Source organism: Gordonibacter sp. RACS_AR49 (genome assembly GCF_030418435.1).
In the GTDB taxonomy this organism is placed as follows: Bacteria; Actinomycetota; Coriobacteriia; order Coriobacteriales; family Eggerthellaceae; genus Gordonibacter; species Gordonibacter urolithinfaciens.
On record NZ_JAIUDM010000001.1, the window covers coordinates 130,379 to 153,711 of the forward strand.

General features: G+C 67.8%; 19 protein-coding genes. 3 read left to right on the plus strand and 16 right to left on the minus strand.

What is annotated here, in order from left to right; genetic code table 11:
- Positions 1–349: 349 nt before the first annotated feature.
- The 9 genes from LB310_RS00530 to LB310_RS00570 form a co-directional block, all read right to left on the minus strand.
- Positions 350–1,339, minus strand: coding sequence for an XdhC family protein (locus LB310_RS00530; protein WP_301154014.1), 990 nt, complete (start codon positions 1,337–1,339; stop codon positions 350–352).
- A 144-nt stretch (positions 1,340–1,483) separates the two neighbouring features.
- Complete coding sequence (gene purN / locus LB310_RS00535; RefSeq protein WP_301154015.1) at positions 1,484–2,101, minus strand: phosphoribosylglycinamide formyltransferase; 618 nt, start codon at positions 2,099–2,101, stop codon at positions 1,484–1,486.
- 4 nt (positions 2,102–2,105) lie between these two features.
- A complete protein-coding gene (gene purM, locus LB310_RS00540) occupies positions 2,106–3,263 on the minus strand; it encodes a phosphoribosylformylglycinamidine cyclo-ligase (RefSeq protein ID WP_301154017.1) in 1,158 nt (385 codons plus the stop codon).
- 29 nt (positions 3,264–3,292) lie between these two features.
- Positions 3,293–4,771 (minus strand): amidophosphoribosyltransferase, encoded by a 1,479-nt coding sequence (gene purF, locus LB310_RS00545; RefSeq protein WP_301154019.1) that lies wholly within the window; start codon positions 4,769–4,771, stop codon positions 3,293–3,295.
- Positions 4,768–6,087, minus strand: coding sequence for a class B sortase (locus LB310_RS00550; RefSeq protein WP_301154021.1), 1,320 nt, complete (start codon positions 6,085–6,087; stop codon positions 4,768–4,770). Before LB310_RS00550 ends, purF begins: the two co-directional genes overlap by 4 nt.
- Before the next feature lie 149 nt (positions 6,088–6,236).
- A complete protein-coding gene (locus tag LB310_RS00555; protein WP_015539734.1) occupies positions 6,237–6,359 on the minus strand; it encodes a hypothetical protein in 123 nt (40 codons plus the stop codon).
- A 74-nt stretch (positions 6,360–6,433) separates the two neighbouring features.
- Complete coding sequence (locus LB310_RS00560; RefSeq protein ID WP_278805671.1) at positions 6,434–8,191, minus strand: polyphosphate--AMP phosphotransferase; 1,758 nt, start codon at positions 8,189–8,191, stop codon at positions 6,434–6,436.
- Positions 8,192–8,336: 145 nt separating this feature from the next.
- Entirely contained in the window at positions 8,337–8,633 is a 297-nt protein-coding gene (locus tag LB310_RS00565; protein WP_278805672.1) for a hypothetical protein, read from the minus strand.
- A gap of 131 nt (positions 8,634–8,764) precedes the next feature.
- A complete protein-coding gene (locus LB310_RS00570) occupies positions 8,765–9,415 on the minus strand; it encodes a Crp/Fnr family transcriptional regulator (protein WP_096227938.1) in 651 nt (216 codons plus the stop codon).
- Between the two features lie 666 nt (positions 9,416–10,081).
- On the opposite strand from LB310_RS00570, the gene LB310_RS00575 reads away from it, so the two are divergent.
- Positions 10,082–11,008: an exopolyphosphatase gene (locus tag LB310_RS00575; protein WP_301154022.1), complete on the plus strand. Its 927-nt coding sequence runs from the start codon at positions 10,082–10,084 to the stop codon at positions 11,006–11,008.
- Between the two features lie 25 nt (positions 11,009–11,033).
- Positions 11,034–13,853, plus strand: a complete 2,820-nt coding sequence (ppk1, locus tag LB310_RS00580; RefSeq protein WP_301154024.1) for a polyphosphate kinase 1 — start codon at positions 11,034–11,036, stop codon at positions 13,851–13,853.
- 58 nt (positions 13,854–13,911) lie between these two features.
- Here ppk1 and LB310_RS00585 read toward each other — a convergent pair whose 3' ends face one another.
- On the minus strand, positions 13,912–15,090 hold the full coding sequence (locus LB310_RS00585) for an aminotransferase (protein ID WP_301154026.1): 1,179 nt from the start codon (positions 15,088–15,090) through the stop codon (positions 13,912–13,914).
- A gap of 186 nt (positions 15,091–15,276) precedes the next feature.
- Entirely contained in the window at positions 15,277–16,707 is a 1,431-nt protein-coding gene (locus LB310_RS00590; protein ID WP_096227935.1) for a basic amino acid/polyamine antiporter, read from the minus strand.
- Positions 16,708–17,027: 320 nt separating this feature from the next.
- On the opposite strand from LB310_RS00590, the gene LB310_RS00595 reads away from it, so the two are divergent.
- Complete coding sequence (locus LB310_RS00595; RefSeq protein ID WP_087191078.1) at positions 17,028–18,032, plus strand: radical SAM protein; 1,005 nt, start codon at positions 17,028–17,030, stop codon at positions 18,030–18,032.
- Between the two features lie 159 nt (positions 18,033–18,191).
- On the opposite strand, the gene LB310_RS00600 is transcribed toward LB310_RS00595, so the two are convergent.
- The 5 genes from LB310_RS00600 to LB310_RS00620 all read right to left on the minus strand — a co-directional run bounded on the left by LB310_RS00600 (position 18,192) and on the right by LB310_RS00620 (position 23,327).
- Complete coding sequence (locus tag LB310_RS00600; protein WP_278805677.1) at positions 18,192–19,118, minus strand: ABC transporter permease; 927 nt, start codon at positions 19,116–19,118, stop codon at positions 18,192–18,194.
- Complete coding sequence (locus LB310_RS00605; protein ID WP_278805678.1) at positions 19,115–20,002, minus strand: ABC transporter ATP-binding protein; 888 nt, start codon at positions 20,000–20,002, stop codon at positions 19,115–19,117. Before LB310_RS00605 ends, LB310_RS00600 begins: the two co-directional genes overlap by 4 nt.
- An 84-nt stretch (positions 20,003–20,086) precedes the next feature.
- The gene (locus LB310_RS00610) at positions 20,087–21,226 is read right to left on the minus strand and encodes an ABC transporter substrate-binding protein (protein WP_301154030.1); all 1,140 of its coding nucleotides are present in this window, start codon (positions 21,224–21,226) and stop codon (positions 20,087–20,089) included.
- 276 nt (positions 21,227–21,502) lie between these two features.
- Positions 21,503–22,837, minus strand: a complete 1,335-nt coding sequence (glmM, locus tag LB310_RS00615) for a phosphoglucosamine mutase (protein ID WP_301154031.1) — start codon at positions 22,835–22,837, stop codon at positions 21,503–21,505.
- Position 22,838: 1 nt separating this feature from the next.
- Entirely contained in the window at positions 22,839–23,327 is a 489-nt protein-coding gene (locus LB310_RS00620; RefSeq protein ID WP_301154032.1) for a phosphoribosyl-ATP pyrophosphatase, read from the minus strand.
- Between the last annotated feature and the right edge of the window lie 6 nt (positions 23,328–23,333).

Here is a 23,333-nt window from a genome sequence, read left to right on the forward strand (position 1 = left end):
ACGCGCACAGCATCGCCAGAAGCAGCCAAAACGCACGGAGGCGGCGCGGCGAACGCGGAGCCTTGGAGCGGCGCGCGCCTCCGTCCGTCGCGAGCGTCTCTCCGCGCGCGAGAACCGCCCTCTCGTGGCAGAAATCGACGATAGTTGATCATCGAAACAGGGCCATCGGACGAGTGCGAAAAAACACTCGATGATGACCAGGCGAAACAGATGGGCGCCTTCGTTACCAGCTGACGAAGGCGCCCGCAGATGATCAACTAACGTCGATTTCTGCCACGAAACAGGATTGTTCGCGCGCTCGGGGCGAGCGGCAGCCTCCCGAACGCACCGCATCTGGAGAAGGCGAGCCTCAGCGGCCCAGGCTCTTCTCGTGGCGCTCGCGCGCCTCGTCGCTGTACCGCTGTCGGTAGCGCACGTCCACGAGCTCGGCGACGATGGCGATGGCCAGCTCGGCAGGCGTCTTCGCGCCGAACTTCAAGCCGATGGGGCGCTTGACGCGCGCCCAATCCTCCTCGGTGGCGCCGGCCGCCAGCACCAGCTCGTGCACGCGGTCGTTCTTGCCGGCGCAGCCCATCATGCCCACGTAGTGCGCATGATGCCCGGTGGCCCACACGCAACCTTCAGGGTCGAACATGTGGCCGCGCGTGAGCACGCACACGTAGTCCTCGGGCGCGCAGTCCAGCTCGCCGAGCGCGTCGAAGTTGCCGCCGGGCAGCACGATTCGCCGGGCGCGGGGGAAGCGCGCCTCGTTCAGATACGCCTCGTCGTAGTCCACCGCGGTCACGGCGAAGCCCACGTGGTCGGCGAGCGCCGCCACCTCGCTCGCGGCGTCCGACGCACCCAGCAGCCACACCTGCACCTGGTCGAACAACGGCACGGAGAGCCAGGTGAGGCCTTCGAACTGCTCGTTGTGCATCGAGGGGCCGCGCGTGGCGTCCTTCATCTGGAACGTGTCGCGCGGGCTGTACGGCCGCGACGCTGCGATCTCCTTGGCGTCGTTGCAGAAGAACACCAGCGGCTCGCCGTCGGCGGAGCCCGCGTCGCCGTACTTCTTCGTCACCTCGTTGTCGGTGTTGCGCTGCGCCTCGGCGGCGTCGTAGACCACCTTGAAGCCGAGCCAGGCGAGGTCGCCCTCGTCCATCCCGCGCAGGGCGCGCTCGAACGTGGGGACGTCGGCCTCGGTCAAGCTCGCGGCGACCACGTCAAGGTACGATGGATCCACATGCTGGTTGCCCTCGAGGGCCTCGGGCGAGAAGCAGGGGAAATCCTCGGGCGAGAGCCGGGGCGTACGCCCCGCCATCAGGTCGTCGACGATGCTTTGCAGCGTTTCCTTGTTCATGGGCAGGGCTCCTTACGGTCGACAAGCACGATTGCAAGCTGCGCGCTGGACACGGGCGAATACGCACGCCCCTCCCCGCGCGCCGAAAGAGGGGCCCTGCACGTCAGGCGCGCCTTTCGCACGACCGGACCGGGAAAGCGAACGTCAGGCAGGGGCGATATGCACTTTGCGATCCTCGCCCACGCTCACGCGGCCCTCGGCCACGAGGCGCAGCACCTCGGGGTACAGCGCGTGCTCGGCCTCATGGATGCGCGCCTCGAGCGCCTCCAGCGTGTCGTCCTCGCGCACCTCCACGGCACGCTGCGCCACTATAGGGCCCTTGTCGTAGTCCTCGTTGGCGAAGTGCACGGTGATACCCGTCACCTTCACGCCCGCGCCGAACGCGTCGGCGATGGCATGTGCGCCCTTGAAGGACGGCAGCAGCGCCGGATGCAGGTTGAGCACGCGGTCGGGGAACGCGTCGAGCATGACCGGCGTCACCTTGCGCATGTAGCCCGCCATGACCACGTATTCCGTCCCCGCCTCGCGCAGTTCAGCCACTATGCGCGCATCGGCCGCCTCCGGGTCGGCGTACGCATCGCGGTTGAGAACAGTCACGGGGATGCCTGCCGCCTTCGCGCGCTCAATGCCGTAGGCGTCCGGCCGCGACGACACCACCCGCACGATATCCACCGGCAGCCCCTCGCCCGCCTCGTCGATGATGGCCTGCAGGTTCGTGCCGCTCCCGGAGAGCAGCACCCCGATTTTAAGCGGTTCGGCCATGACCCTACGCCTCCGCGCCGGCGTCGTACCCGTAGAGCTCGCCGTCGTTCGCGTAGCGGACCTCGCCCTCGCCGGCCACGATGCGGCCCACGCGGTACGTGGCCTCGCCGGCCTCGGCCAGGGCAGCCTCCACCTCGCCGGCGCACTCGGGATCGACGATCAAGACCATGCCCAGGCCCATATTGAACGTCTTCAGCGCCTCCGCCTCGTCGAGGTGCGCGGCGCCGCATACGAACCTCGCGATGGGCGGCACGGGCCAGGTACCCAGGTCCACCTCGGCGTCCACGCACTTCGACAGCGCGCGGTCCAGGTTCTCGGAGATGCCGCCGCCCGTGATGTGCGCGAGCGCACGCACGGCGCCGGGGCATGCGTCCAACACGGCACGCACGGGCTTCACGTAGATGCGCGTGGGCGTGAGCAGGGCGTCCTGCAGGCTCGCGCCGTCCAGCTCCTCGCGCTCGATGCGCAGCTCGTAGTGGGTCTTGCCCTCTACGCATACCTTGCGGGCCAGCGAGTAGCCGTTGGAGTGCAGGCCGCTCGACGCGAGGCCTATCAGCACGTCGCCCTCGCGAACGGCCGCCGGATCGAGCATCTTCGCGCGGTCGACCACGCCCACGCAGAAACCGGACAGGTCGTAGTCGTCCGGGTCCATGACGCCGGGGTGCTCGGCCATCTCGCCGCCGATGAGCGCGCAGCCGGCCTGCTTGCAGCCCTCGCCGATGCCCGCCACGATCTCGGCCACGTTCTCGGCCTTGAGCTTGCCGATGGCCACATAATCGAGGAAGAACAGCGGCTCGGCGCCCGTGGCCAGTATGTCGTTCGCGCACATGGCCACGAGGTCGATGCCCACCGTGTCATGCTTGCCGGCCAGCTGGGCCACCTTGAGCTTCGTGCCCACGCCGTCGGTTCCGCTCACCAGCAGCGGGTCGTCCATGTCCTTGGCCGCCGCGATGGAGAACAGCCCGCCGAAACCGCCGATGTCGCCCACCACCTCGGGCCGGTACGTGTCGTGCACAACGCCCTTGATGGCGTCCACGGCACGCGCGCCCTCGGCCGTGTCCACGCCCGCCTGCGCGTAGGTCGTGGCCTCCTCGTCCATCCAGCTGGGCATCGCGGGGGCGTCGTCGGATCCGGCGGCGCTCACGGTTATTCTCTCGGTCATGGTAACGCTCCTTGCTTGATCGTGGTCCCCTACTGGTCGCCTTCGGCGTAAATGTCCTCGAAATCCTTCTTCGTCATGAAGCTCTTCTTCGCCACGGAGGAGGGAATCTCCACCGGGTAATCGCCCGTGAAGCAGGCATCGCAGAAGCCCTGGCACCGCGCGTCGGGCACGGCGGCGCGCAGGCCCGCGAGCGAGATGAACGCCAGCGAGTCCGAACCGATCCACGCGTTCATCTCGTCAAGCGTCATGTTCGCCGCGATAAGCTGGTCGCGCGTGTCGGTGTCGATGCCGTAGAAGCACGGCCACCTGACCTCCGGGCTCACGATGCGCAGGTGCACCTCGGCCGCGCCCGCGTCGCGCAGCATCTGCACGAGCTTCTTGGAAGTGTTGCCGCGCACGATGCTGTCGTCGATGACCACGAGGCGCTGCCCCTCGATCACCGAGCGCAGCGGGTTCAGCTTCAGGCGAATGCCCAGCTGCCGCATGGCCTGGGTGGGCTCGATGAACGTGCGGCCCACGTAGCGGTTCTTCACGATGCCGTCGGCATACGGGATGCCGCTCTCGGCCGCGAACCCGAGGGCCGGCGGCACGCCCGAGTCGGGCACGCCCAGCACGAGGTCGGCCTCCACGGGCGCCTCCTGCGCCAGGATGCGCCCCATGCTGCGGCGGGCCTGGTACACGCTCTGCCCGTCGATCACGCTGTCGGGGCGGGCGAAGTACACGTACTCGAAGATGCACGCGGCCGGCCTGCCTGCGGGAACGCCCTGCTCGGCGTGCATGCCGTCCTCGTTGAAACGCACGATCTCGCCCGGGGCGACGTCGCGCACGTAGCGCGCGCCCACGATGTCCAGCCCGCACGTCTCGCTGGACACCACCCAGCCGCGTCCGCCCGGCAGCTCGCCGATGCACAGCGGGCGGATGCCGTTCGGGTCGCGGAACGCGTAGAGCGAGTCGGGGCTGGCCAGCACCATGGCGTAGGCGCCCGACAGGTCCTCCATGGCGCGGCGGATGCCGCTGCGAAGATGGTGCGTGGCCTGCGTCACCTGGCCGATGGCCTTCGCGGCCACCTCGCTGTCGGTGTTCGAGCGGAACTGCACGCCCTCGTCCACGAGGCGGGCGCGCAGGCGGCTCGTGTTCACGAGCGTGCCGTTGTGCGCCAGCGCGATGAGCACGTCGTCGATGGCCGAGATGTGCGGCTGGGCAGCCTCCCACGACGCGGCACCGCCGCTCGTGGAGTAACGGGCATGCCCCACGGCCACGAAGCCCTCGAGCGCCGCGAGGGTAGCCTCGTCGAACACCTGCGTCACCAGGCCCAGATCCTTCGCCGCCACTATGGTCTCGCCGTCGCCCACGGCAATGCCGGCGCTCTCCTGGCCGCGGTGCTGCAACGCCTGCAGCCCGAAGCAGACCATGCGGGCCACATCCTCGCCGGGGGCGAACACGCCGAACACGGCGCACTCCTCCTCCAGACGGTCAGGACGTTCCCCGGGAAGCACGGACGTGCTCACGCGGCGACCTCCTTCGACGCGCCGCCCACGGCGGCAGCGGCCTCCGGGTCGACGGCGGCATCGGCGCCGCCTACGGCCGCGACGTTTGCCACCGTGCTCTCTTCGAGGTACGAGAACAGCACGTAGCGCCCGTCGCTCGGGAGATTATCGCAGGTGGCGAACGCGAACAGGTGCGCGATGTCCGCCGCTGCCGGCGCGTCGGAAACCGCCACGACCGAGCGGTCGACCTTGTCCTGGATGTAGGAGGCCAGCTCCTCGCCGGTCGCGAACGCCGTCTGGGCCAGCGGATCGTCGGCCGCCACATGGACGAGCGAGAGCGACCGCAGTTTGAAGTTGCCCTGCGGGGTGAGGATATAGGCCGTGCGGTGGGCGTTGAACTGGTCCGGGTTCTCGAAATCCGCGATGGCGGCGAACATGGAGCCGTTGTTCAGATGGTGCCCGTACACGATGTTGTTCGCGTCGGAGAAGTCGGCCGCGTTCGCCGCCGACAGGAAGATGGAGCCGTACGTGGCGCCCCATGTTTGCTGGCCGTTGAAGTCGGTGGCGAGGTACTTCTCGTCGTCGGTCGTGTGAACGATGGGGTAGTTCACCGCGGTGCCGGGGATGTAGACCCATCCCACGGTATCGGGGTTGATGGCCAGGAGACGGTCCCAGTCCACCGTGAGGTCGGAAAGCGCCGTGCCCTCGATGTCCTCCGGCGCCATGAACACTTCTTCTGCCACGGAGTCGTAGGCGTTCTGCCCTTGCCAGTAGCTGTAGCCGATGGCGCCGAGAGCCGCAAGCGCGACCACGAACACCATGAGCGCGATCCAGAACACGATGCGCCAGGGGCCGCCCTTCTTCGCGCCGCCGCGGCCCTTGCCCTTGCCGCCACGACCGCCGTCGGCGGCATCCGCGCCGTACGCGGCCGGAGCCGCATGTCCTGCCTGGACAGGGCGGAAGCCCTGCGAGCGGGCCCCCTGCTGGGGCGGGCAATGTCCCTGCCGACCTTGCTGTTGCGGCCGTCCTTGGGGGGCCGCCTGCCGCCACGGCTGCACGGCGTGCTGCTGCGCCGCCGGACGCTGGGCCGCCTGCGGGCGAGTTGCCTGCGGGGAGCCCGCCTGGCGCTGCTGGGGAGCGCGTTGCTGCGCCTGCCCCGCCTGGCGTGCTTCGGGCCGGGCCTGGCGCTGCGGCTGCTGCAGTTGCGGTTGCGAAGGCTCCTGCGGTTGCGGCTGGCGGGCGGCATGCCGGGGGGCCCGCTCGTCAGGCTGCGCGGAGCCGCGCTGCGCGTGGCGACCGCGCGGCGTCGGGTCGGGGTATTGTCGATACTCGGCCATAGCTCCCTTTCGGATGGACGAATGCCGGACTACGCACGGGACCTCGCCCGCCGTTTCCAGACCGTTACCATAATAAGCAAACGCCCCCGGAATGGGGGCGCGATGCCTCGAAAACGCTCATATTTCACGAAGCGGCAGTTCCAGCAGATCTACTTCTTCTTCATCTCGTCGATGAAGCCCTTGGCGATGAAGACGACGATGATAAGAACGATGATGGCCACGATTACCCAAATCGCCCACATGGGAATCTGCATTCCGAAAAGTTCCACCATGGTGGCTACCCCTTTGTCCAAGCGCGCCGAAGCACGCGGTTCGATTCCGATTATCTGCTCATGGTAGCGCTATCTCACCTTTCGCGCAAGCGCGCTTCGAGCGCATCGTTGATTATTTTGAGGGCCTTGACACGGGCATGGCGCTTGTCGTCGCTCTCCAGCACCATCCAGGGCGCGAAAGGCGTGGACGTCAGGCGGAACATGTCCTCGATAGCCGCTTTGTACTGGGGGTACTTGTCGCGGTTGCGCCAGTCCTCGTCGGTGATCTTCCACTGCTTCGCCGGATCCTGCTCGCGGTCGCGGAAGCGGCGCAGCTGCTCCTCCGGGCTCACGTCGACCCAGAACTTCAGCAGGATGGCGCCCCAGCGCACCAGCTCGCGCTCGAACTCGTTGATCTCGTCGTAGGCACGGCCCCACTCGGAAGGCGTGGCGAACCCCTCGACGCGCTCCACGAGCACGCGGCCGTACCAGCTGCGGTCGTAGATGCCCACGTGGCCGGCCTTGGGCAGGCGCGTCCAGTAGCGCCACAGGTGCGGATGCAAAAGCTCCGGCTTCGTGGGTGCCGGGCTCGGGAACACGGTGTAGGCGCGGGCGTCGAGCGCCTGGGCCACGCGCTTGATGTTGCCGCCCTTGCCCGCCGCGTCCCAGCCCTCGTACATGACCATGAGGGGGATGCGCTTCTGGTACATCTCCATCTCCAGCTTGTTCAAGCGCTCCTGCTCGGTTTTGAGCTGGCGTTTGTAGTCGTCGGGCGCCAGCACCAGTGAGTGGTCCACCGCATCGAGGGCGGGATAGTCGTCCACGATGACGAAGCGCGAGACGCGGGGGGCGCGTGCCGAGGCCTCGGCAGCCTCCTGCTCGGCGGCGGCGCACACGGCCTGCTCCTGCTCTAACGTGCGCTCGCCAGCCGGCGCCTCGTCCAAAAGGCCGGCCGAGTTCGCCTGCGCCTTCGCGGCCGCCTCGGCCACGGCAGGATCGGGCTGGGCGTCAAGCGCGCCCTTCACGGCCTCCACGAGCGTCTCGGCGATGGCCAGGTTCGCCGCACGCTTGTCCTCGCCGTTCACCAGGTGCCACGGCGCGTACGAGAAGTTGCTCCCCTCCAGCAGATGGTCGTAGAGGCGATACGCCTGCGCGTAGTTGCGCACGCTGGCCAGCTTCTCCTTGCTCACGCGCCAGCGCGTGGCCGGGTTGTCGTGCAGGCGCTCGAGACGCTTCTTCTGCGCGTCCTGGCCCACGTGCACGAAGAACTTCACCACCACGTAACCGTCGTCCACGAGCTGCTGCTCGAAGTCGGCAGCGGAGGTGAGGTAGCGGTGCAAGAGGTCGATGTGCCGCTCGTCGCGCGCCCGCTCCGCAGCGGCGACGGCCTTCTTGCCGGCCTTCTTCCCGTCCTTGCCCGCGTTGCCGTCCGACCCGCCCAGCGAGAGCGCGCCGAACTCCGTGTACAGCAGGTGCTGCGTGGCGGCCGTGTACCAGCCGCGGTCGTAGAACGTCATGGCGCCGCGCGGGCCGAGCGCGCGCCAGAACTCCTGCATGACCGGGAAGAAGCCCGTCACCCCCTGATCGGCCCCCGCGAAGGCGCGGGCGGCCTCCACATCCAGGTCCTCGGTGACGTAGACGCTCGTGGCGCGCGCGTCCAGGTTGTACATGAGGTCGGAGATGCGGCTGCCCTTGCCGGCGCCGTTCCAGCCCTCGAACAGCACCACCAGCCCCACGCCCTTCTTCACCGCTTCCTGCTGCAGCACCACGAGCTCTTCCATGAGCGCGTCGCGACGCGGCTTGTAATCCTCTTTGGGCAGCGGGGGACGTGAGAGGTCGACTGACTCGAGCATAGGGCATCCTTTCCCGAAACGGTGCGCCCATCATAGCACAGGCCGCGGACGCGCTCGGCAGCTTGAACAGGAAGGGGAAACGGGGTTCCGGGCGCCCGAGGCGCGCGAGCCTGCGCATGGGCGGTCGGGCACCGCGGGAGGACGGTCAGGCAGCCTCGGCGACCCGCGCAGAGGAGCCCTCGCCGCGGCGCTCCAGGCGGCGGTTTCGTGCGAACAGGGCGATGTCCGTTGACACGAGCACCAGGTCGAGCACGTAGAGGTACACCACGCCGTCGAAGTTGTACACGAGCTTGTTGGCGATGCCCGCCACGTAGCCGGTGGCAACCACCAGCATGAACAGCAGGCTCTTGCCTTTAGTAGAGCGCGCCTTCGCCGACCGGTAGATGGAAAAGGGCCAGGCGGCCCCGAAGCAGATAAGCATGATGATCTCGAAAATGCTCACGTGAGGTAACTCCTTCGCTCGTTTTATCGACGAAGAGCATCGTACGGCGCAACAACGGCACCGTATGTGTCAAATGCAACGATCGAGAGAACCACCACGAGTTTTCGAAGGCGAGCCGCTTGACTGGATCTTTACGGCTTCAGCAGGCGGAACGTCGAGCGGTCGAAGTCGATCACGCCCTCGTCGCGCATGCGCGCGAGCACCTTCGACAGCGCCGCGCGGTCGACCTCCAGGTAGTCGGCCAGCTGCTGGCGGTTGAACGGGATGGCGAAGAGGTCGCTTCCGGCGAGGGCGGCCTGCTCGGAGAGGTACGACAGGACCTTGCCGCGCGTCGTGCGCTTCGCCGTATGCGTGATCTTGCGGTTGAGCACGGCGTACTTGCCGGCGAGCATGCGCGCGAAGTTGGCGAGCGCGCGCACGTGGCAGGCGGGCGCGCCGGGCGGCGGGTTCAGTATCCGGCCCGTATCCAGGTACAGCGCGCGCGTGGGAACCAGCGCCAGGCCGTGCGTGTCGAGCGCGGGCACCGGATCGCAGGCACTCGACGCGCCGAACAGGTCGCCCTCCCCCACCTCGGACACGATGCTGGCGTTGCCCCAGAAGTCGTCCTGCATCACATGGAGCGCACCCGACAGCACGAGCCCTACCTCATGCGGCACGTCGCCCTCGCGGAACAGCAGCTCCCCCTTCTCGAATGATTCCTCGTGCGCATCGAAACGCGCGAGGAGCCTTGGCACCTCGCCGGGTTCCACACCCGCGAACAAGGAGAACTCCGCCGGTTCCATCACGCTGCCGCCCCCTCCTTTCTTGCCACCTTCGATCCCATCTTAGCATGGGCCGCGAGGCAGCGCGGCAAGGTGCTCGGGTTCGCACAGGGGCAAGTGACGCCGAAAACGCCCTCAACTGTCAAAAACGAGCCGGTTTGGCAACCGGCAAGGCGCCGCAAAGGCGAACATGCCAGCAGCGAGCCAAGTCGAAAGAATGTTTTACCAGGTCACTTGCATTCCTCATAACCATATAGACACAGTAGGAATTGCCAAACTGGCTCTTTTTTGTCATAGGGAGCCGGTTTTCGCGTCAAGCCCCCATAACGAAGGAAACGCGCGCACGGTTTGGGGAGAGCGCAAGGGGAAGGAAGGGTCCCCCTTATCAGCCGGCCGGGAACGCGCGAGTCAAGAGTGTCGATCCGGCGCGCAAAGCCTCCGAGGCCGACCGCGTGCGTTGGCGACCCCCCCCCCCGTGCGCGTTCGGCCGGCCGATGAAAAGGAGTCCTTACCCTCATCGGCAAAAGCCCGCCTCCCCGCCCACATCAACGGCACGTAAAACTTTGGCCCCGGTTCGCGCCGCGCGCTTGCGGAGGCGCGCCGATTCCCTAGAATGGATTCGTTGACCGGAGAGCGCGGCGCATCCCGGCGTGGATAGGCGCCGCCCGACAGACAAGAGAACCCGCCATGCCCAACTATGCCGTAATCGACCTGGGGTCGAACACCATCCGCCTCGTGGTGTACGAGGTGAAGGACGACCGCCGGAAAACCTATTCCAGCAAGGACTTCAAGAGCCTCATCAACGACAAGGTCATGGCAGGGCTGTCCGCCTTCGTAGCCGATGACGGCACGTTCACGGATGATGGGGTGCGCCGCGCGGCAAGCGTCCTCAAGGGGCATGCGAAGCGCGCGCGGTACTTCGACTGCAAGCGCATCGACGTGTTCGCCACCGCCGTGCTGCGCAATGCCGCGAACAGCGCCGAGGCCGTGGCCGCCATCGAGCGCGAGAGCGGGCTGGCCATCGACCTGCTGTCGGCGGCCGACGAGGCGCACCTTGGCTTCGTAGGCGCTACCTGCGACCGCACGATCGAGCGCGGCACGCTGGTGGACATCGGCGGCGGCTCCACGGAGCTCACCCGCATAGAGGACGGGCGCGACTTCGACAACGTGAGCCTGGGCCAGGGCTCGCTCTCCTCCTATGCCGCGTTCGTGCGCGCCATCCTGCCCACGCCCGAGGAGATGGACGCCGTGGCGGGCGCCCTCTTCGAGCGGTTGGCCGCGCTGCCCGACCGCGACGCGTACCGCACGGACGTCGTGTACGGCATTGGCGGCAGCGTGCGCGCGGCGGCGAAGATGAGCGCGCAGATGTCGCGCGAAATCGTCCGCCCCAAAACGATGACGGCCGCCCAGATTCGTGCGATACTGAACCTGTGCCGCACCGACCCCGACGCGTTCGCGCACCTGGCGCTCAAGGCGTCGGCGGAGCGCATCCACACGCTCGTGCCGGGATGCCTGATCCTGGACACCCTCATGAGCGCCTTTTGCGCGAGGCGGCTTGATATCTGCAAGTACGGCGTGCGCGAGGGTTATCTCGTGGAACGCGTGCTGGGATAGCGGGTTCAAGACGAAGGGAGCTTGCATGGACACCCCGAAGGATATGCCGAACCCCGAGGAAACCGCGGACCCGGGGGCGGCCGCAACGCAAGCCGCCCCCGCCGCCCAGGTCGAGGCCGAAACGAAGAGGGCTTCCGCCTCATCGCGGGACGAAATCGCAGCGCAGGCCGACGATGCCGCCCTGGCCGATGCCGCCGCAACGCAGGTCTCCGCCCCGGTGCGGGGCGAGGAAGCAGCGCAGGCCGCCGACCCCGGGCCGGGCGCGGCCCCTTATATGCAGAACCGCGAGTTGTCGTGGCTCACGTTCAACGAGCGCGTGCTGGACCAGGGCGCCGATGAGACGGTGCCGCTGCTCGAGCGCCTGAACTTCGTCTCCATCTTCTGGAGCAACCTGCAGGAGTTCTTCATGGTGCGCGTGGGCAGCCTGACCGACCTGTCGCTCGTGAAGAAGCACATCGTGGACTCGAAGTCGGGTATGACGCCCGCCGAGCAGCTCGATGCCATCTACGCGCGCTGCCACGAGCTGTACCCCATCCAGGAGCGCACGTTCGAGGAGGTGCGTCGCCTGCTGGGCGAACACGGCGTGCAGCACCTGCGCCCCGACGAGCTGGACGACGGGCAGCGCGCATGGCTTTCCGCCTACGTGCACGACAACGTCATGCCGTTCCTGTCGCCGCAGATCATCAACGCGCGCCACCCCTTCCCCCACCTGGAGAACGGCGCCCTGTACGTGGTGGTGCGCCTGAACGACGAGGCGGAGCGGCAGCGCAAGAAGGAGGCCACTAAGGCAAAGGCCGACAAGGACGGGAAGACGGACAAGGCCGCCGTCAAGGAGGCCAAGAAGGCGAAGAACCTGGGCGCCGAGGGCGTGACGCTGGGCCTCGTGCCGATGCCGCGCCAGTGCGAGCGCGTCATCGCGCTGCCGGGCAAGGGCAAGGAGCTGGCCTTCGTCCTGCTGGAGCACGCCATAGAGATGGTGGCGGCCGAGATATTCTCCATGTACACCGTGAAGCACACGAACGTCATCTGCGTCACCCGCAACGCCGACCTCGACGCCACCGAGGGCTCCGACGAGGCCGACGAGGACTACCGCGAGCACATGAAGCGCATCCTGAAGAAGCGCTCCCGCCTGGCCCCCGTGCGGCTGGAAAGCGAGCGCCCGCTGTCGGCCACGCTGGAGAAGCTGCTGCTGGCGCGCCTTAACCTGAAGCCCCACCAGGTGTTCTCTACCTCGGTGCCGCTCGATTTGGGCTACACGTTCGGGCTGGCGTCGCGGCTGCCGGCGAAGGAGCGCGCGGCGCTCACGAACCCGCCGTTCTCGCCGCAGTGGCCGGCGAGCCTCGACCGCAACCGCTCCCTCATCGAGCAGGTGACGGAACGCGAGACGCTGCTCTCCTACCCCTACGAGAGCATGGACCCGTTCGTGCAGCTTCTGCGCGAGGCGGCGAACGACCCGGCGGTCATCTCCATCAAGATCACGCTGTACCGCCTGGCCAGCCAGTCGCACCTCGCCGAAGCGCTCATCGCCGCCGCCGAGATGGGCAAGGAGGTCACCGCGCTGTTCGAATTGCGCGCCCGCTTCGACGAGAGCAACAACATCGAGTGGTCGCAGCGCTTCGAGCAGGCGGGCTGCAAGGTGATCTACGGTTTCCGCGACTTCAAGGTGCACTCGAAGATCTGCTGCATCACGCGCCAGACCGAGCACGGCCTGCAGCACATCACGCAGCTGGGCACCGGCAACTACAACGAGAAGACCGCCAAGCTCTACACCGACCTGTCGTTCATCACCTGCGATGCCACGTTCGGGCGCGACGCCGTGGAGTTCTTCCGCAACATGGGACTGGAGAACACCTCAGACAACTACGACATCATGTGGGTGGCGCCGCTGCAGATCAAGCCCATGATCCTCGCGGGCATCGACACGCAGATCGCGCACGCGCAGGCCGGGGAGCCGAGCGGGCTGTTCTTCAAGACGAACTCCATCACCGACAAGGACGTGATCGAGAAGCTGGTGGAGGCGTCGCAGGCGGGCGTGCCCGTGACGCTGTTCGTGCGCGGGATCTCCTGCATCGTGCCGGGGCTCGAGGGGCTCACCGAGAACGTGCGCGTGGTGTCCATCGTGGGCCGGCTTTTGGAGCACAGCCGCATCTACGGGTTCGGGCCGCGCGAGACGATGAAGCTGTACCTGTCGAGCGCCGACCTCATGACGCGCAACATGGACAAGCGCATCGAGATAGCCTGGCCCGTGCTGAACGACGAGCTGCGCGAACAGATACTGGGCTACCTGGACGTGAGCCTGGAAGACACGGCGAAGCTGCGCGAGCTGCTGCCCGACAAGAGCTATACGCCGCTCGGCGCGTTCGCGCGCAAGGACGGCGAGGGCGGCACCGTGCTGTTCGACTCGCAGGAGTTCTTCATCAAGCAGGCGCAGGAGCACCGCCTGTCGGCGGCCGAGGAGGCGGCCGCGCGCACGGCCAACCGCGGGCGAGGGGAGAACGGGGCGCAGGAGGCCGTGCTGGCCGCTGCCCAGGCCGCCGTGGAGGCCGCGGTCGGGCGCGTGGCCGAGGAGCGCGCGGCGCAGGGCGAGGCCGACGGCGCCGCCGCGACCGCCCAGTCGGTGGCGCGCGCCCTGGCCGCGGCAGAGGCGGCGGCAGAAAGCGCTGCGGAGGAGGTGCTCGCCGAGGAAACGGCCGTCCCGGAGGCTCTGCCGAAGTCGCAGCCGACCCGGGCGCCGAAGGCGGCTCCGGCAGCCCCCACGTCCAAGGCCATGGCGCGTCCGGCACGCCCGGCGCGCCCGCACAAGCCCAGCCTGCTCGTGCGCATCCTGAGCAAGTTCGTGCGATAGGTGCGAGAACGGGGCCGGTCCTGCGGATCGGCCCCGTTCTTTTGCAGGCGCCGCCCGCTCAGTCGAAGCGGCGCAGGGCGCGGCCGAGGCCGGCCAGGCCCGCCCGCAGCACCGGCTCGGGGGCGCAGTAGCCGAGGCGCGCGTGGCCCGGCAGGTCGAAGCGGCTCCCCGGCACGAGCAGCACGCCCTCGTCCTTGAGCAGCTGCATGCAGAACGTCTCGTCGTCCTCGGGGATGTCCAGCTTGATGCACGACGTGGACACGCCTTGCGGCGCCACCCATGACACGCGCGGCTCGTCGTCGATCCAGGCCTGCGCGATGGCCAGGTTGCCCATCACCAGGGGGCGGTTGCGGGCCAGCACGGCATCGCGGTTCTCCAGCACGTGCACGGCAAGCGCGTCGTTCACCACGCCGCAGCAGATCATGGTGTAGTCGCGGTACGGCCGCAGCATCTCGGCGACCTCCAGGCTCGACGCCGTCCAGCCGATGCGGGCACCGGGCACCGAGTACGTCTTCGACAGGCTGTTCGTGGCCACGCCGCGCTCGTAGATATCCGCGATGGAGGCGAAGTCCTCTGTGCCCACGAGGGGCAGGTACACCTCGTCCACGAGCACGTAGGCACCCACGCTGCGCGCGATGTCGGCCACCTGCTCCATGAACGCGCGGTCGAGGAACGTGCCCGTGGGGTTGTTCGCGTTGTTCAGGCAGATGAGTTTCGTGTCGGGGCGCACGAGGCGCTCGAGCTCGTCCAGATCGGGGTACCAGCCGCGGTCCTCGTGGATGCGCCAGAGGTCAACCTCGGCGCCGAGCGCCCGCGGTATGTCGTAGAGCTGCTGGTAGCTGGGGTACTCGGCGACCACGTGGTCGCCGCGCGAAACGAGCGCGAGCGCGGCCAGCAGGTTCGCGCCCGTCGCGCCGTTCGTCTGCAGCACGGCCTCGGGCTCCACGCGCTCGTAGAGCGCGGCCGCCGCCCGCTTGAACGCGGGCGAGCCCTCGATCCAGCCGTAGTTCATCTTCTCGGCACCCAGGCGTGCGAAGAAGTCCATCTGGGCGGCGCCCTCCCGGGCGTCCTGCGGGAAGGCCGCCTCGGCCCCGTCGGCTACGATGCCGGGCGCCGCTCCCAGCGCCACGAGCTCGTCGAGCGTCATCGACGCGATGGTCGATTGCGCGATGTCGTGCGTCGCGCTCTTCTCGTGCACGTTGAGCCAGTCCTCCACCCCGAACGGTGCGATGTCCATGTCCTCTGTCCTTTCGCTCACAGGTTGGCGTAGCAAGTCAGCGAGAGGCTGCCTCGTACCCGAGATTCGGGGAATCGCGGAGGCGAAGCGTACAACGGGTACGCGAGTCTCCGGGATCGCGCGAAGATCGGGGCGAGGCAGCGTCGCAGAATCGAGCAGTTCCGGCGGCAGGCAGGTCGCTGGAACCTAGAAGCTGATGACGCCCATTGCCAACAGCACAAGCGACAGCACGCCGAGCGCGGAGATGGCGCCCATGCCAACCTTCTCGCCCATGGTGAGGGCCTTCGCGCCGGCCTCCTTGCGCGCCCGCCAGTAGAAGAAGAAGCCGGGGATGTAGCCCACGCACGTGAGCAGCAGGAACGACCAGCCGTTGAACAGCACGCCCACCACCTGGAACGCAACGGCCACGATGCCGATGGCGCACTGGCCCCACTCATGGTGCTGCGCCGAGAACTTCACCTGGTAGGCCGCCGCGAACGCCCACGTGATGACGATGGCCACCGTGCACATGGAGAACGCGAAGTTGTACGCGTCCTCGGTGAACAGGAGCGTGATCATGAACGCCTGCGTGCACGCGCCCACCACGATGAGCGAGATCTGCGGCGAGCCCTTCTTGTTCAGCCGGTTGAACACGGGCGGCAGCAGCTCGTGCTTAGCCATGAGCGACGTGGTCTCGGACGGCAGGATGGTGAACGACAGCCACGACCCCAGCACGGCGATGATGAGCGCCACGCTGATGAACGCTCCGCCCCAGCCCGGCGCCATGCTCTCGAACACATACAGCATGGCCGGCTTGTCCAGCGCCCCGATCTCGGCGTAGGGCATATACCCGAACGGCAGCACCGACGCGCCCACGTACACCAAAAGCAGCACCACCAAGCCGATGACCGTGGCCTTGCCGGCCTCGCTCTTCTTGCGCGCACGGGCCGACACCACCATGGCGCCCTCGATGCCGATGAACGACCACATCATGATGATCAGGCAGTTCACTATCTGGTCGCCCACGCCGCCCAGGTCCACGCCCTCGCCCGCCATGGCGGCGGCGTTGCCGGCCATCTGCCCCCAGAAGTCGGCCGTGAACACGCCGGCGTTGAACAGCACGATGCTGAACAGGATGAACACCACGATGGGCACGACCTTCGCGATCATGACGATGGCGTTGAGGAACGCCGCGCTCTCAACACCGCGGATGACGAGGAACGTGATGCCCCACATGATGACGCTGGCCACCACGATGCTGCCGATGTTGTTGCCCGGAAGAAAGTACGGCAGGAAGAACCCGAGCGTGGACATGAGGATGGTGGCGAACGCCACGTTGCCGAGCCACGCCGACAGCCAGTAGCCCCAGCCGCTGATGAAGCCCGAGAACTTGCCGAAACCCTCCTCGGCATACGAGAAGATACCGTGCAGGTCGGCCCGCTTCGCGCCCAGGTTCGCGAACGAGAGCGCCAGCGCGAGGAAGCCTACGCCCACGACGCCCCACGCCACGAGCGCGCTGCCCGGGGCGGCCACCTGGCCGATCTGCCCGGTGAGGGCGAACACGCCCGAGCCGATGCAGGAGCTGACCACGAGGCCGATGAGGCCGAACAGCCCGATGCCCTTCTTTTCCTCTTCCATAGGGGGATGCCTTTCCGCTCAGATGAGTTTCTGATGCGGCAGGAACGCGGTCCGACCGCGCCGCGGTCGACCGGCGCACGCGTCGCGGCCGCGTCCCGTGCCGCGCCGAGAACGATCCCACGACTCCCTGACGCGCGCAATCAAGACAGCCGATCCGTTGACGGTCCTCCGCCGGTTGGTTACGTTCGCACCGGTTCGGGCAATCCCGATGCTTCGAAAGGGTATAATGGACGTAATCTATCATTGGCGGCCAACAAGGCAACCCGGCGCTGTGCCGGGCCGGCGTGGCGCCGTTACGGACGCAAGGGGGAAGCACTTCCATGGACACCGAGATCATCCGCATCATCAACAAGGCGCTCGATGGAGGCCTGCTCGGCAAGAAGGAGATCATGGCCCTGCTGTCGGTGGAGAACCTCTCGCCCGAGGCGTTCGCCATCCAGCAGGCGGGCCGTGCGTTCACCTCGCAGCTGTGCGGGGGCGAGGCGGAGATCCACGCGCACATCGGCCTTGACGCGGCGCCGTGCCCGAACGACTGCAAGTTCTGCTCGTTCGCGGCATCGAACAAGATCTTCCGCACGCACGAGGTCATCCCGCTCGAGCAGGTGATCGCCGAGGCGCAGGCCATGGAGGCCGCCGGGGCGAACGCGCTCTACCTCGTGACCACGGTGCACTACGGCGAGGAGAAGTTCCTGGAGACGGCGCAGGCGGTCCGCGCCGGGCTCTCCACCGACGTCCCGCTCATCGCGAACGTGCCCGACTTCGACGAGGACTATGCGCGCGAGCTCGTGCGCATCGGCATAGCCGGCGTATACCACGTGGTGCGCCTGGGCGAGGGCGTGTTCACGCGCTGCAAGGTGGAGACGCGCCTGAAGACCATGGAGGCCGCGAAGAGCGCCGGGCTCGTGCTGGGCAACTGCATCGACCCCATCGGGCCCGAGCACACGCCCGAGGAGATTGCCGACCTCATCCTGCTCGCACGCGACTTCGAGGTGGGCTTCAGCGGCGCCATGCGGCGCAACACCGTGCCCGGAACCGAGTTCGAGCGCTATGGCAACATCAGCTACGGCCGCCTGGCCACCTACGCCGGCGCCACCGCGCTGGCCACCGGCCCGGGCATCCGCGGCAACTGCACGCACGAGCCCAGCCAGCTCTGCGGCCAGGCCGGCGCCAACATCATGTGGGCCGAGCGCGGCACGTCGCCCCGCGACACCGCCACCGAGACGACGCGCGGCCTGTCCGTCGACCAGGTGCGCGAGATCTACTTCGACACCGACTGGCCCGTCCACGAGGGCCCGTCGCAGTTCTACCCGCCCTACTCCGGCTAGACCCGGCTCCGGGGGCTGCAACAAGGCGGCCCCCGATCGGCCGAGTGGGCTCAGCCCTGCGCAACCTGCAGGACGCTCTCAACGGGCGGCACGCGCAGGGCCCTTGTCCTACGCTCAACTAAGAAGATGCCGCAGGCAGGGCCTGCCACGGCCCGCTGCCTATCGCCAGGTGGTGAACCGGCGCTGCACCCAGGCCGTCGCGAAGCTCAGCACCGTCACCACCACGCCGCACACGATGATGCCCGCCACGACGTTGGTGTAGTTGGCGTAGTTGTTCGCATTGCTGATGAAGTAGCCGATGCCCGACGACGCGCCCAGCATCTCGGCGAACGTGAGCATGAGGAACGCGGTGGTCAGCGACACGCGCAGGCCCTTGAGCACCTCGGGGAGCACGTAGGGCAGGATAATGCGCGTGATCATGGTGAAAGTGCGCACCCCCAGCGTGCGCGCGTTGTCCAGCAGCTGGGCATCGAGCGAGGACGTGCGCACCACCATGTTGAGGAACTGCGGCCAGAACACGCCCAGCAGGATGATGAAGCACGACGCCGTGCGGAACGTGGGCAGCAGCACGATGAGGTACGGCGCGAACACTGTGGGCGGGATGGGCGCCAACACGTTCGCTATCGGGAAGAACATGGCCCGCAACCGCGGTATCCACCCGCAGACGATGCCCAGCACCACGCCGAGCGCGAGACCTCCCACATACCCCATGACCAGCAACGTGACCGACGAGACGATGTCGGCGCCGATGACGTCGGCCTGGGCGAAGAACACGTTGAACACGGCCTCGGGCGCGGGCACGATGACGGTGGGCGCGATGTCGAGCTTCGTGGCGCACACGTCCCACACGATGAACAGCGCCCACACGAGCACCACGATGTCGGTGGGACCCGTGGAGAACGCGCCGCGACGGCGCAGCGCGGCTAGGCGCAGCAGGTAGAGCACCTCGATGACGGCGAGGCCGGCGAGCAGCGGGTAGTACGACACCGTGACCATGCGCTGGTTCGGCATGCACGTCACCACGAGCACGAGGGACGCCAGCAGCACATGGGCGAACGCGAACTCCTTCCCGAACAGGCGCCTCATGGCAGCACCGCCTTCCCCGGCAGCGCGTCGGGCGCACCAGTGCCCGCTTCCTCGAACGCACCATCCTCCTCGTCCTCCTCGCCATCGAGGTAGAAGAGGTCAGTCAGCTCGTCCTTGAGCGCCCGGGCGCACGCATCGTGCGCGAAGATGGCCGACGAGCGCGGCCGCGGCACGTCCACGGTGCGATCGGCGACGATCTCGCCCCGTCGCATGAACACCACGCGGTCGGCCAGCAGGATGGCCTCGTTGATGTCGTGCGTCACGAACACGACGGTCTTGCGCCGCTCGCCCGAGCGCCACAGGGCGTCGACGAGCTTCTGCAGCGAGCAGCGCGTCTTGACGTCGAGCGCACCGAACGGCTCGTCGAACAGCAGGATATCGGCATCCATGGCCAGCGCCCGCGCGATGGCAACGCGCTGGCGCATGCCGCCGGAGAGCTGGTAGGGGTACTTGCCGGCCGCCGCGCCCATGCCCACGCGGTCCAGGTAGTCGCGCGCCACGGTGGATACCTGGGCCTTCGTCAGCCCGCGGCGCAGCTCCTTGTTGGCCTGCTCCACGCCGAACTCCACGTTGCGCAGCGCGCTCATCCAGGGGAACAGCGCGTAGTTCTGGAACACGACGGCGCGGTCGAGGCCCGGCCCCTCCACCGGCGCGCCGTCGATGCGGACGGTTCCCGCGCTCGGACGGCTAAGGCCGGCGACAAGGCGCAGGAGCGTGGTCTTGCCGCTGCCCGAGTGGCCGATGACGCAGAGGAACTGCCCGTCGGGCACCTCGAGCGCCACGTCGCGCAGCGCGCGGTCGTCCGCGGCGGCGGCCGTCGGCCTGCCGCCTGCCGCCACGTCCTCGTAGGCGAACGAGACATCCTCGATGTCGATCTTCCCCACGCGCCCTCCCCTTCTCCGTTTCCGAACGCCGGATGCGGGCGCCGGAGCGCCCGCATCCATGGTACCCGATAGCCCGCAGGCCCGCTATTCGTTGTTCTTCGCGTACGCCTGGTCGAGGTCCTTCCACAGCTGCTCGTCGGGCTCCCGCTCGAGCAGCGTGTCGAGCGCCGTGCGGTAGATCGACGTCACCACGTAGTCGTCCATGGAGTACACCGTGGCCTTGTCGATCTCGCCGATGTTCTTCAGCGTGTCGTAGAACTTGAGGACGGCGTTCCTGTTGGGATCGGGCGACGGGTCCATGACGTTGTCGTAGTCGTCCGTGCCGTACATGGCCGCGCGCACGTAGCCCTCCTCCTGGCCGGAGTAGTCCACGAGCAGCGGGATGACCGTGTCGGGCTCCTGCTTGTAGGTTTTGTAGCCGCGCAGCAGGGCCGTCTCGAAGTCCACGAGCGACAGGTACTTCTCGTGCAGCGCCTGGTCGGAGCAGTTCTGGCGGCAGCACGGGTAGTCGCCCGCATACTGCTTGACGGTGGCGACCACCTTGATGCCGTTGCCGCGCTGCACGAAGCCCTGGGCGTTGTTCGCGATGTACAGGTCGAACTCGCCCTTCTTCACCGCCTCGAAGCCGCCCTGGTCGTTGTCGAAGTACGTGAACGTCACGTCGCCGCCGTCGATGTCCAGGCCCTCTTCCTGCAGCCACTCCTTGAACACCATCTGGCCGGTCTCGGGGCGGTTCACGCCGATGCGGAGCCCCTTGAAATCCTCGGCGGCCTTGAGCTCGCGGTCGAACGAGTCGAGCGCGCAGATCTCCGAGCCGTTGAGGATGGTGCCGCCGAAGATGTAGGCCTTCGCGCCCTGCGACACGTAGGTGCAGGCGGGCACGACGCCGAACAGGTCCATGTCCAGCTGGTTGCTCGTGAGCGCGGTCATGGCGTCGTTGAGCGCGATCTGCTGGAACTCCACGTCGCAGCCCTCTTCTTCGAAGTAGCCCAGCTTGTCGGCCACGATGGCGGGGGCGATCTTGATGAGCTTGCCCGTAACGCCGCACACGAGGTGCTCGCCCTTGCCCTGGGTCAGGTAGTCCTGGGACGCCTCGTCGGCCGGCCCCTCGGCCTTCGTCTCGGCCTGGGGTGCCTGGCCGCCGCAGCCGGCGAGGCCGAGGCCCAGCACAGAAGCCGCCGCCACGCCCGAGAGCGCGCAGAAACTACGTCGCGTAAAGTTCATAGTGCATCCTCCTCATCGATTGGCACCGTGGAGGCGACCGCGCCTCGCAAGTTGCACCCTGCATCCCTCATAGGATACCGTATACTACTAGACCTAATCCTATAATAGCTTATCACAAGTATCTGGGGAAGGGAACGACGTTTGGCGAGCGTTCCGAACCGGGGTTCCCGCAAAGAAGGACCCGCTCCAAAGCCCCCTCCATTTTTTGCAGCGAGGGCCCCGTTTCCGGGGCCCTCGGGCAGTGCGATGACAGCGAGGCTCGTCGTGCGTCCAGCGCTACACCTCGCGCTCCACCACGGCGGCGATGGCGTGGGCGTGACGGTCGGCTTCCTCGGCGCTGGCAGCCTCCACCATGACGCGGACGACGGGCTCGGTACCGCTCGGGCGCAGCAGCACGCGGCCGGAATCGCCGAGCTCGGCCTCGGCGGCCTGCACGGCGGCGGCCACGGCGGCGTTGTCGTCCACGGCGTGCTTGTCGTTCACGTGCACGTTCACGAGCGTTTGCGGGAAGCGCGTCATCACGGCGGCTGCGTCGGCGATGGATTTGCCGGCGCGTTTGCAGGCCGCGAGGAACTGCAGCGCCGTGACCAGGCCGTCGCCCGTGGAATTGTGCTCGAGGAAGATCATATGGCCGCTCTGCTCGCCGCCCAGGACGAAGCCGCCCTCGCGCATGGCCTCCAGCACGTAGCGGTCGCCCACCTTCGTCTGGACGAGCTCGATGCCCGCGTCACGCATCGCATGCGCGAGGCCCAGGTTGCACATGACGGTGGACACGGCGGTGTTGCCGGCCAGGAGCCCGCGCTCCTTGAGGTCGATGGCGCACACGGCCTCAACCACGTCGCCGTCTATCTCGTTGCCGTGGGCGTCCACCAGCATGACGCGGTCCGCGTCGCCGTCGTGGGCGATACCCACGTCCGCGCCGATCTCGGCCACGAGGTCGCGCACGGGGCCCAGATGGGTGGAGCCGCACTGCACGTTGATGTCGGTGCCGTCGAAGTCCTCGTTAACGACCGTGACGTGCGCGCCCAGGCGGCGCAGCGCCTCGGCGCTTGTCATGCACGAGGCGCCGTGGCCCACGTCGAGCGCCACCTTGAGGCCCGCAAGGTCGATGCCCTCGTCGGCCACGGTCGCCACGGCGTGCGCGATGTAGAGCTCGCAGGCGTCGTCCACCGGCAGGGCCACGCCCACGGCGTCGCCGGCCGGCAGCTCCTCGGCCGCGGCACCGCCCTTCGCCACGAACGACTCGATCTCGTCCTCCACCGCATCCGGCAGCTTGAAGCCCTGGGCGTCGAACAGCTTGATGCCGTTGTACTCGGGCGGGTTGTGCGAGGCCGAGATGACGATGCCGCCGTCGCAATGCAGCTCGCGCACGAGCAGCGCGATAGCGGGCGTCGGGATGATGCCGGCCAGAAGCGCTGTGCCGCCCATCGACATGATGCCGGCCGCCACGGCCGATTCCAGCATGTCGCCCGAAAGGCGCGTGTCCTTGCCGATGAGGATGGTCTTGCCCTGGAACGCCACGGCCGCCTGGCCGAGCTTGAAGGCGAGGTCGCACGTGAGCTGCGTGTTCGCCACCCCGCGAACCCCGTCGGTCCCGAAAAGTCGTGCCATGTTACTTCCCCCTTTTCACGTGTTCGTCGTGGAGGCGGACGGCGCCTTGCGGGCGCTCCGCGTCGGTCATGCGGGTGTTGAGCTCGGCGGCGAACTCGTCGAGGCCGATGCCGTAGCGCTCCAGCGCCACCAGCAGGTGGTACACCACGTCGGCCGCCTCGTAGCGCAGATGATCCACCGCCGCATCGTACTCGGGCGGCAGCTCCACGGAAAGCGCGTCGTCCGCGTCCGCACCGGCGACCGCCAGCGTGGCGGCGAGCGACGAGCAGGCCCAGGACTCCACGTCCTTGGCGGCGAGCGCCGTCTCGCCCGCCTCCTCCATGACCTTCTTCAGCACCTCGTCGGCCGGGCCGGAGAGCAGGCGGTGCGTGTAGCTCTCCTCCCCCGCTTCGCGTCGCTCTGCGATGGTGGCCGCGAGCGCCTCGAGCGTGGCCCCGATCTGCGAGGCGGGCGGCACCTCGCCGGCCGGAAGGTAGGTTTTATCGGACATGTCGTG

What these genes read in the sequence shown, in the direction of transcription:
- LB310_RS00600 (WP_278805677.1), bottom strand. Translation starts at nt 19,118, where the DNA reads ATGAGGCGCCTGTTCGGGAAGGAGTTCGCGTTCGCCCATGTGCTGCTG.
- LB310_RS00530 (WP_301154014.1), bottom strand. Translation starts at nt 1,339, where the DNA reads ATGAACAAGGAAACGCTGCAAAGCATCGTCGACGACCTGATGGCGGGG.
- LB310_RS00585 (WP_301154026.1), bottom strand. Translation starts at nt 15,090, where the DNA reads ATGGACATCGCACCGTTCGGGGTGGAGGACTGGCTCAACGTGCACGAG.
- purN (WP_301154015.1), bottom strand. Translation starts at nt 2,101, where the DNA reads ATGGCCGAACCGCTTAAAATCGGGGTGCTGCTCTCCGGGAGCGGCACG.
- LB310_RS00575 (WP_301154022.1), top strand. Translation starts at nt 10,082, where the DNA reads ATGCCCAACTATGCCGTAATCGACCTGGGGTCGAACACCATCCGCCTC.
- purM (WP_301154017.1), bottom strand. Translation starts at nt 3,263, where the DNA reads ATGACCGAGAGAATAACCGTGAGCGCCGCCGGATCCGACGACGCCCCC.
- LB310_RS00595 (WP_087191078.1), top strand. Translation starts at nt 17,028, where the DNA reads ATGGACACCGAGATCATCCGCATCATCAACAAGGCGCTCGATGGAGGC.
- LB310_RS00590 (WP_096227935.1), bottom strand. Translation starts at nt 16,707, where the DNA reads ATGGAAGAGGAAAAGAAGGGCATCGGGCTGTTCGGCCTCATCGGCCTC.
- LB310_RS00550 (WP_301154021.1), bottom strand. Translation starts at nt 6,087, where the DNA reads ATGGCCGAGTATCGACAATACCCCGACCCGACGCCGCGCGGTCGCCAC.
- LB310_RS00620 (WP_301154032.1), bottom strand. Translation starts at nt 23,327, where the DNA reads ATGTCCGATAAAACCTACCTTCCGGCCGGCGAGGTGCCGCCCGCCTCG.
- glmM (WP_301154031.1), bottom strand. Translation starts at nt 22,837, where the DNA reads ATGGCACGACTTTTCGGGACCGACGGGGTTCGCGGGGTGGCGAACACG.
- LB310_RS00570 (WP_096227938.1), bottom strand. Translation starts at nt 9,415, where the DNA reads ATGGAACCGGCGGAGTTCTCCTTGTTCGCGGGTGTGGAACCCGGCGAG.
- LB310_RS00610 (WP_301154030.1), bottom strand. Translation starts at nt 21,226, where the DNA reads ATGAACTTTACGCGACGTAGTTTCTGCGCGCTCTCGGGCGTGGCGGCG.
- LB310_RS00560 (WP_278805671.1), bottom strand. Translation starts at nt 8,191, where the DNA reads ATGCTCGAGTCAGTCGACCTCTCACGTCCCCCGCTGCCCAAAGAGGAT.
- ppk1 (WP_301154024.1), top strand. Translation starts at nt 11,034, where the DNA reads ATGGACACCCCGAAGGATATGCCGAACCCCGAGGAAACCGCGGACCCG.
- LB310_RS00555 (WP_015539734.1), bottom strand. Translation starts at nt 6,359, where the DNA reads ATGGTGGAACTTTTCGGAATGCAGATTCCCATGTGGGCGATTTGGGTA.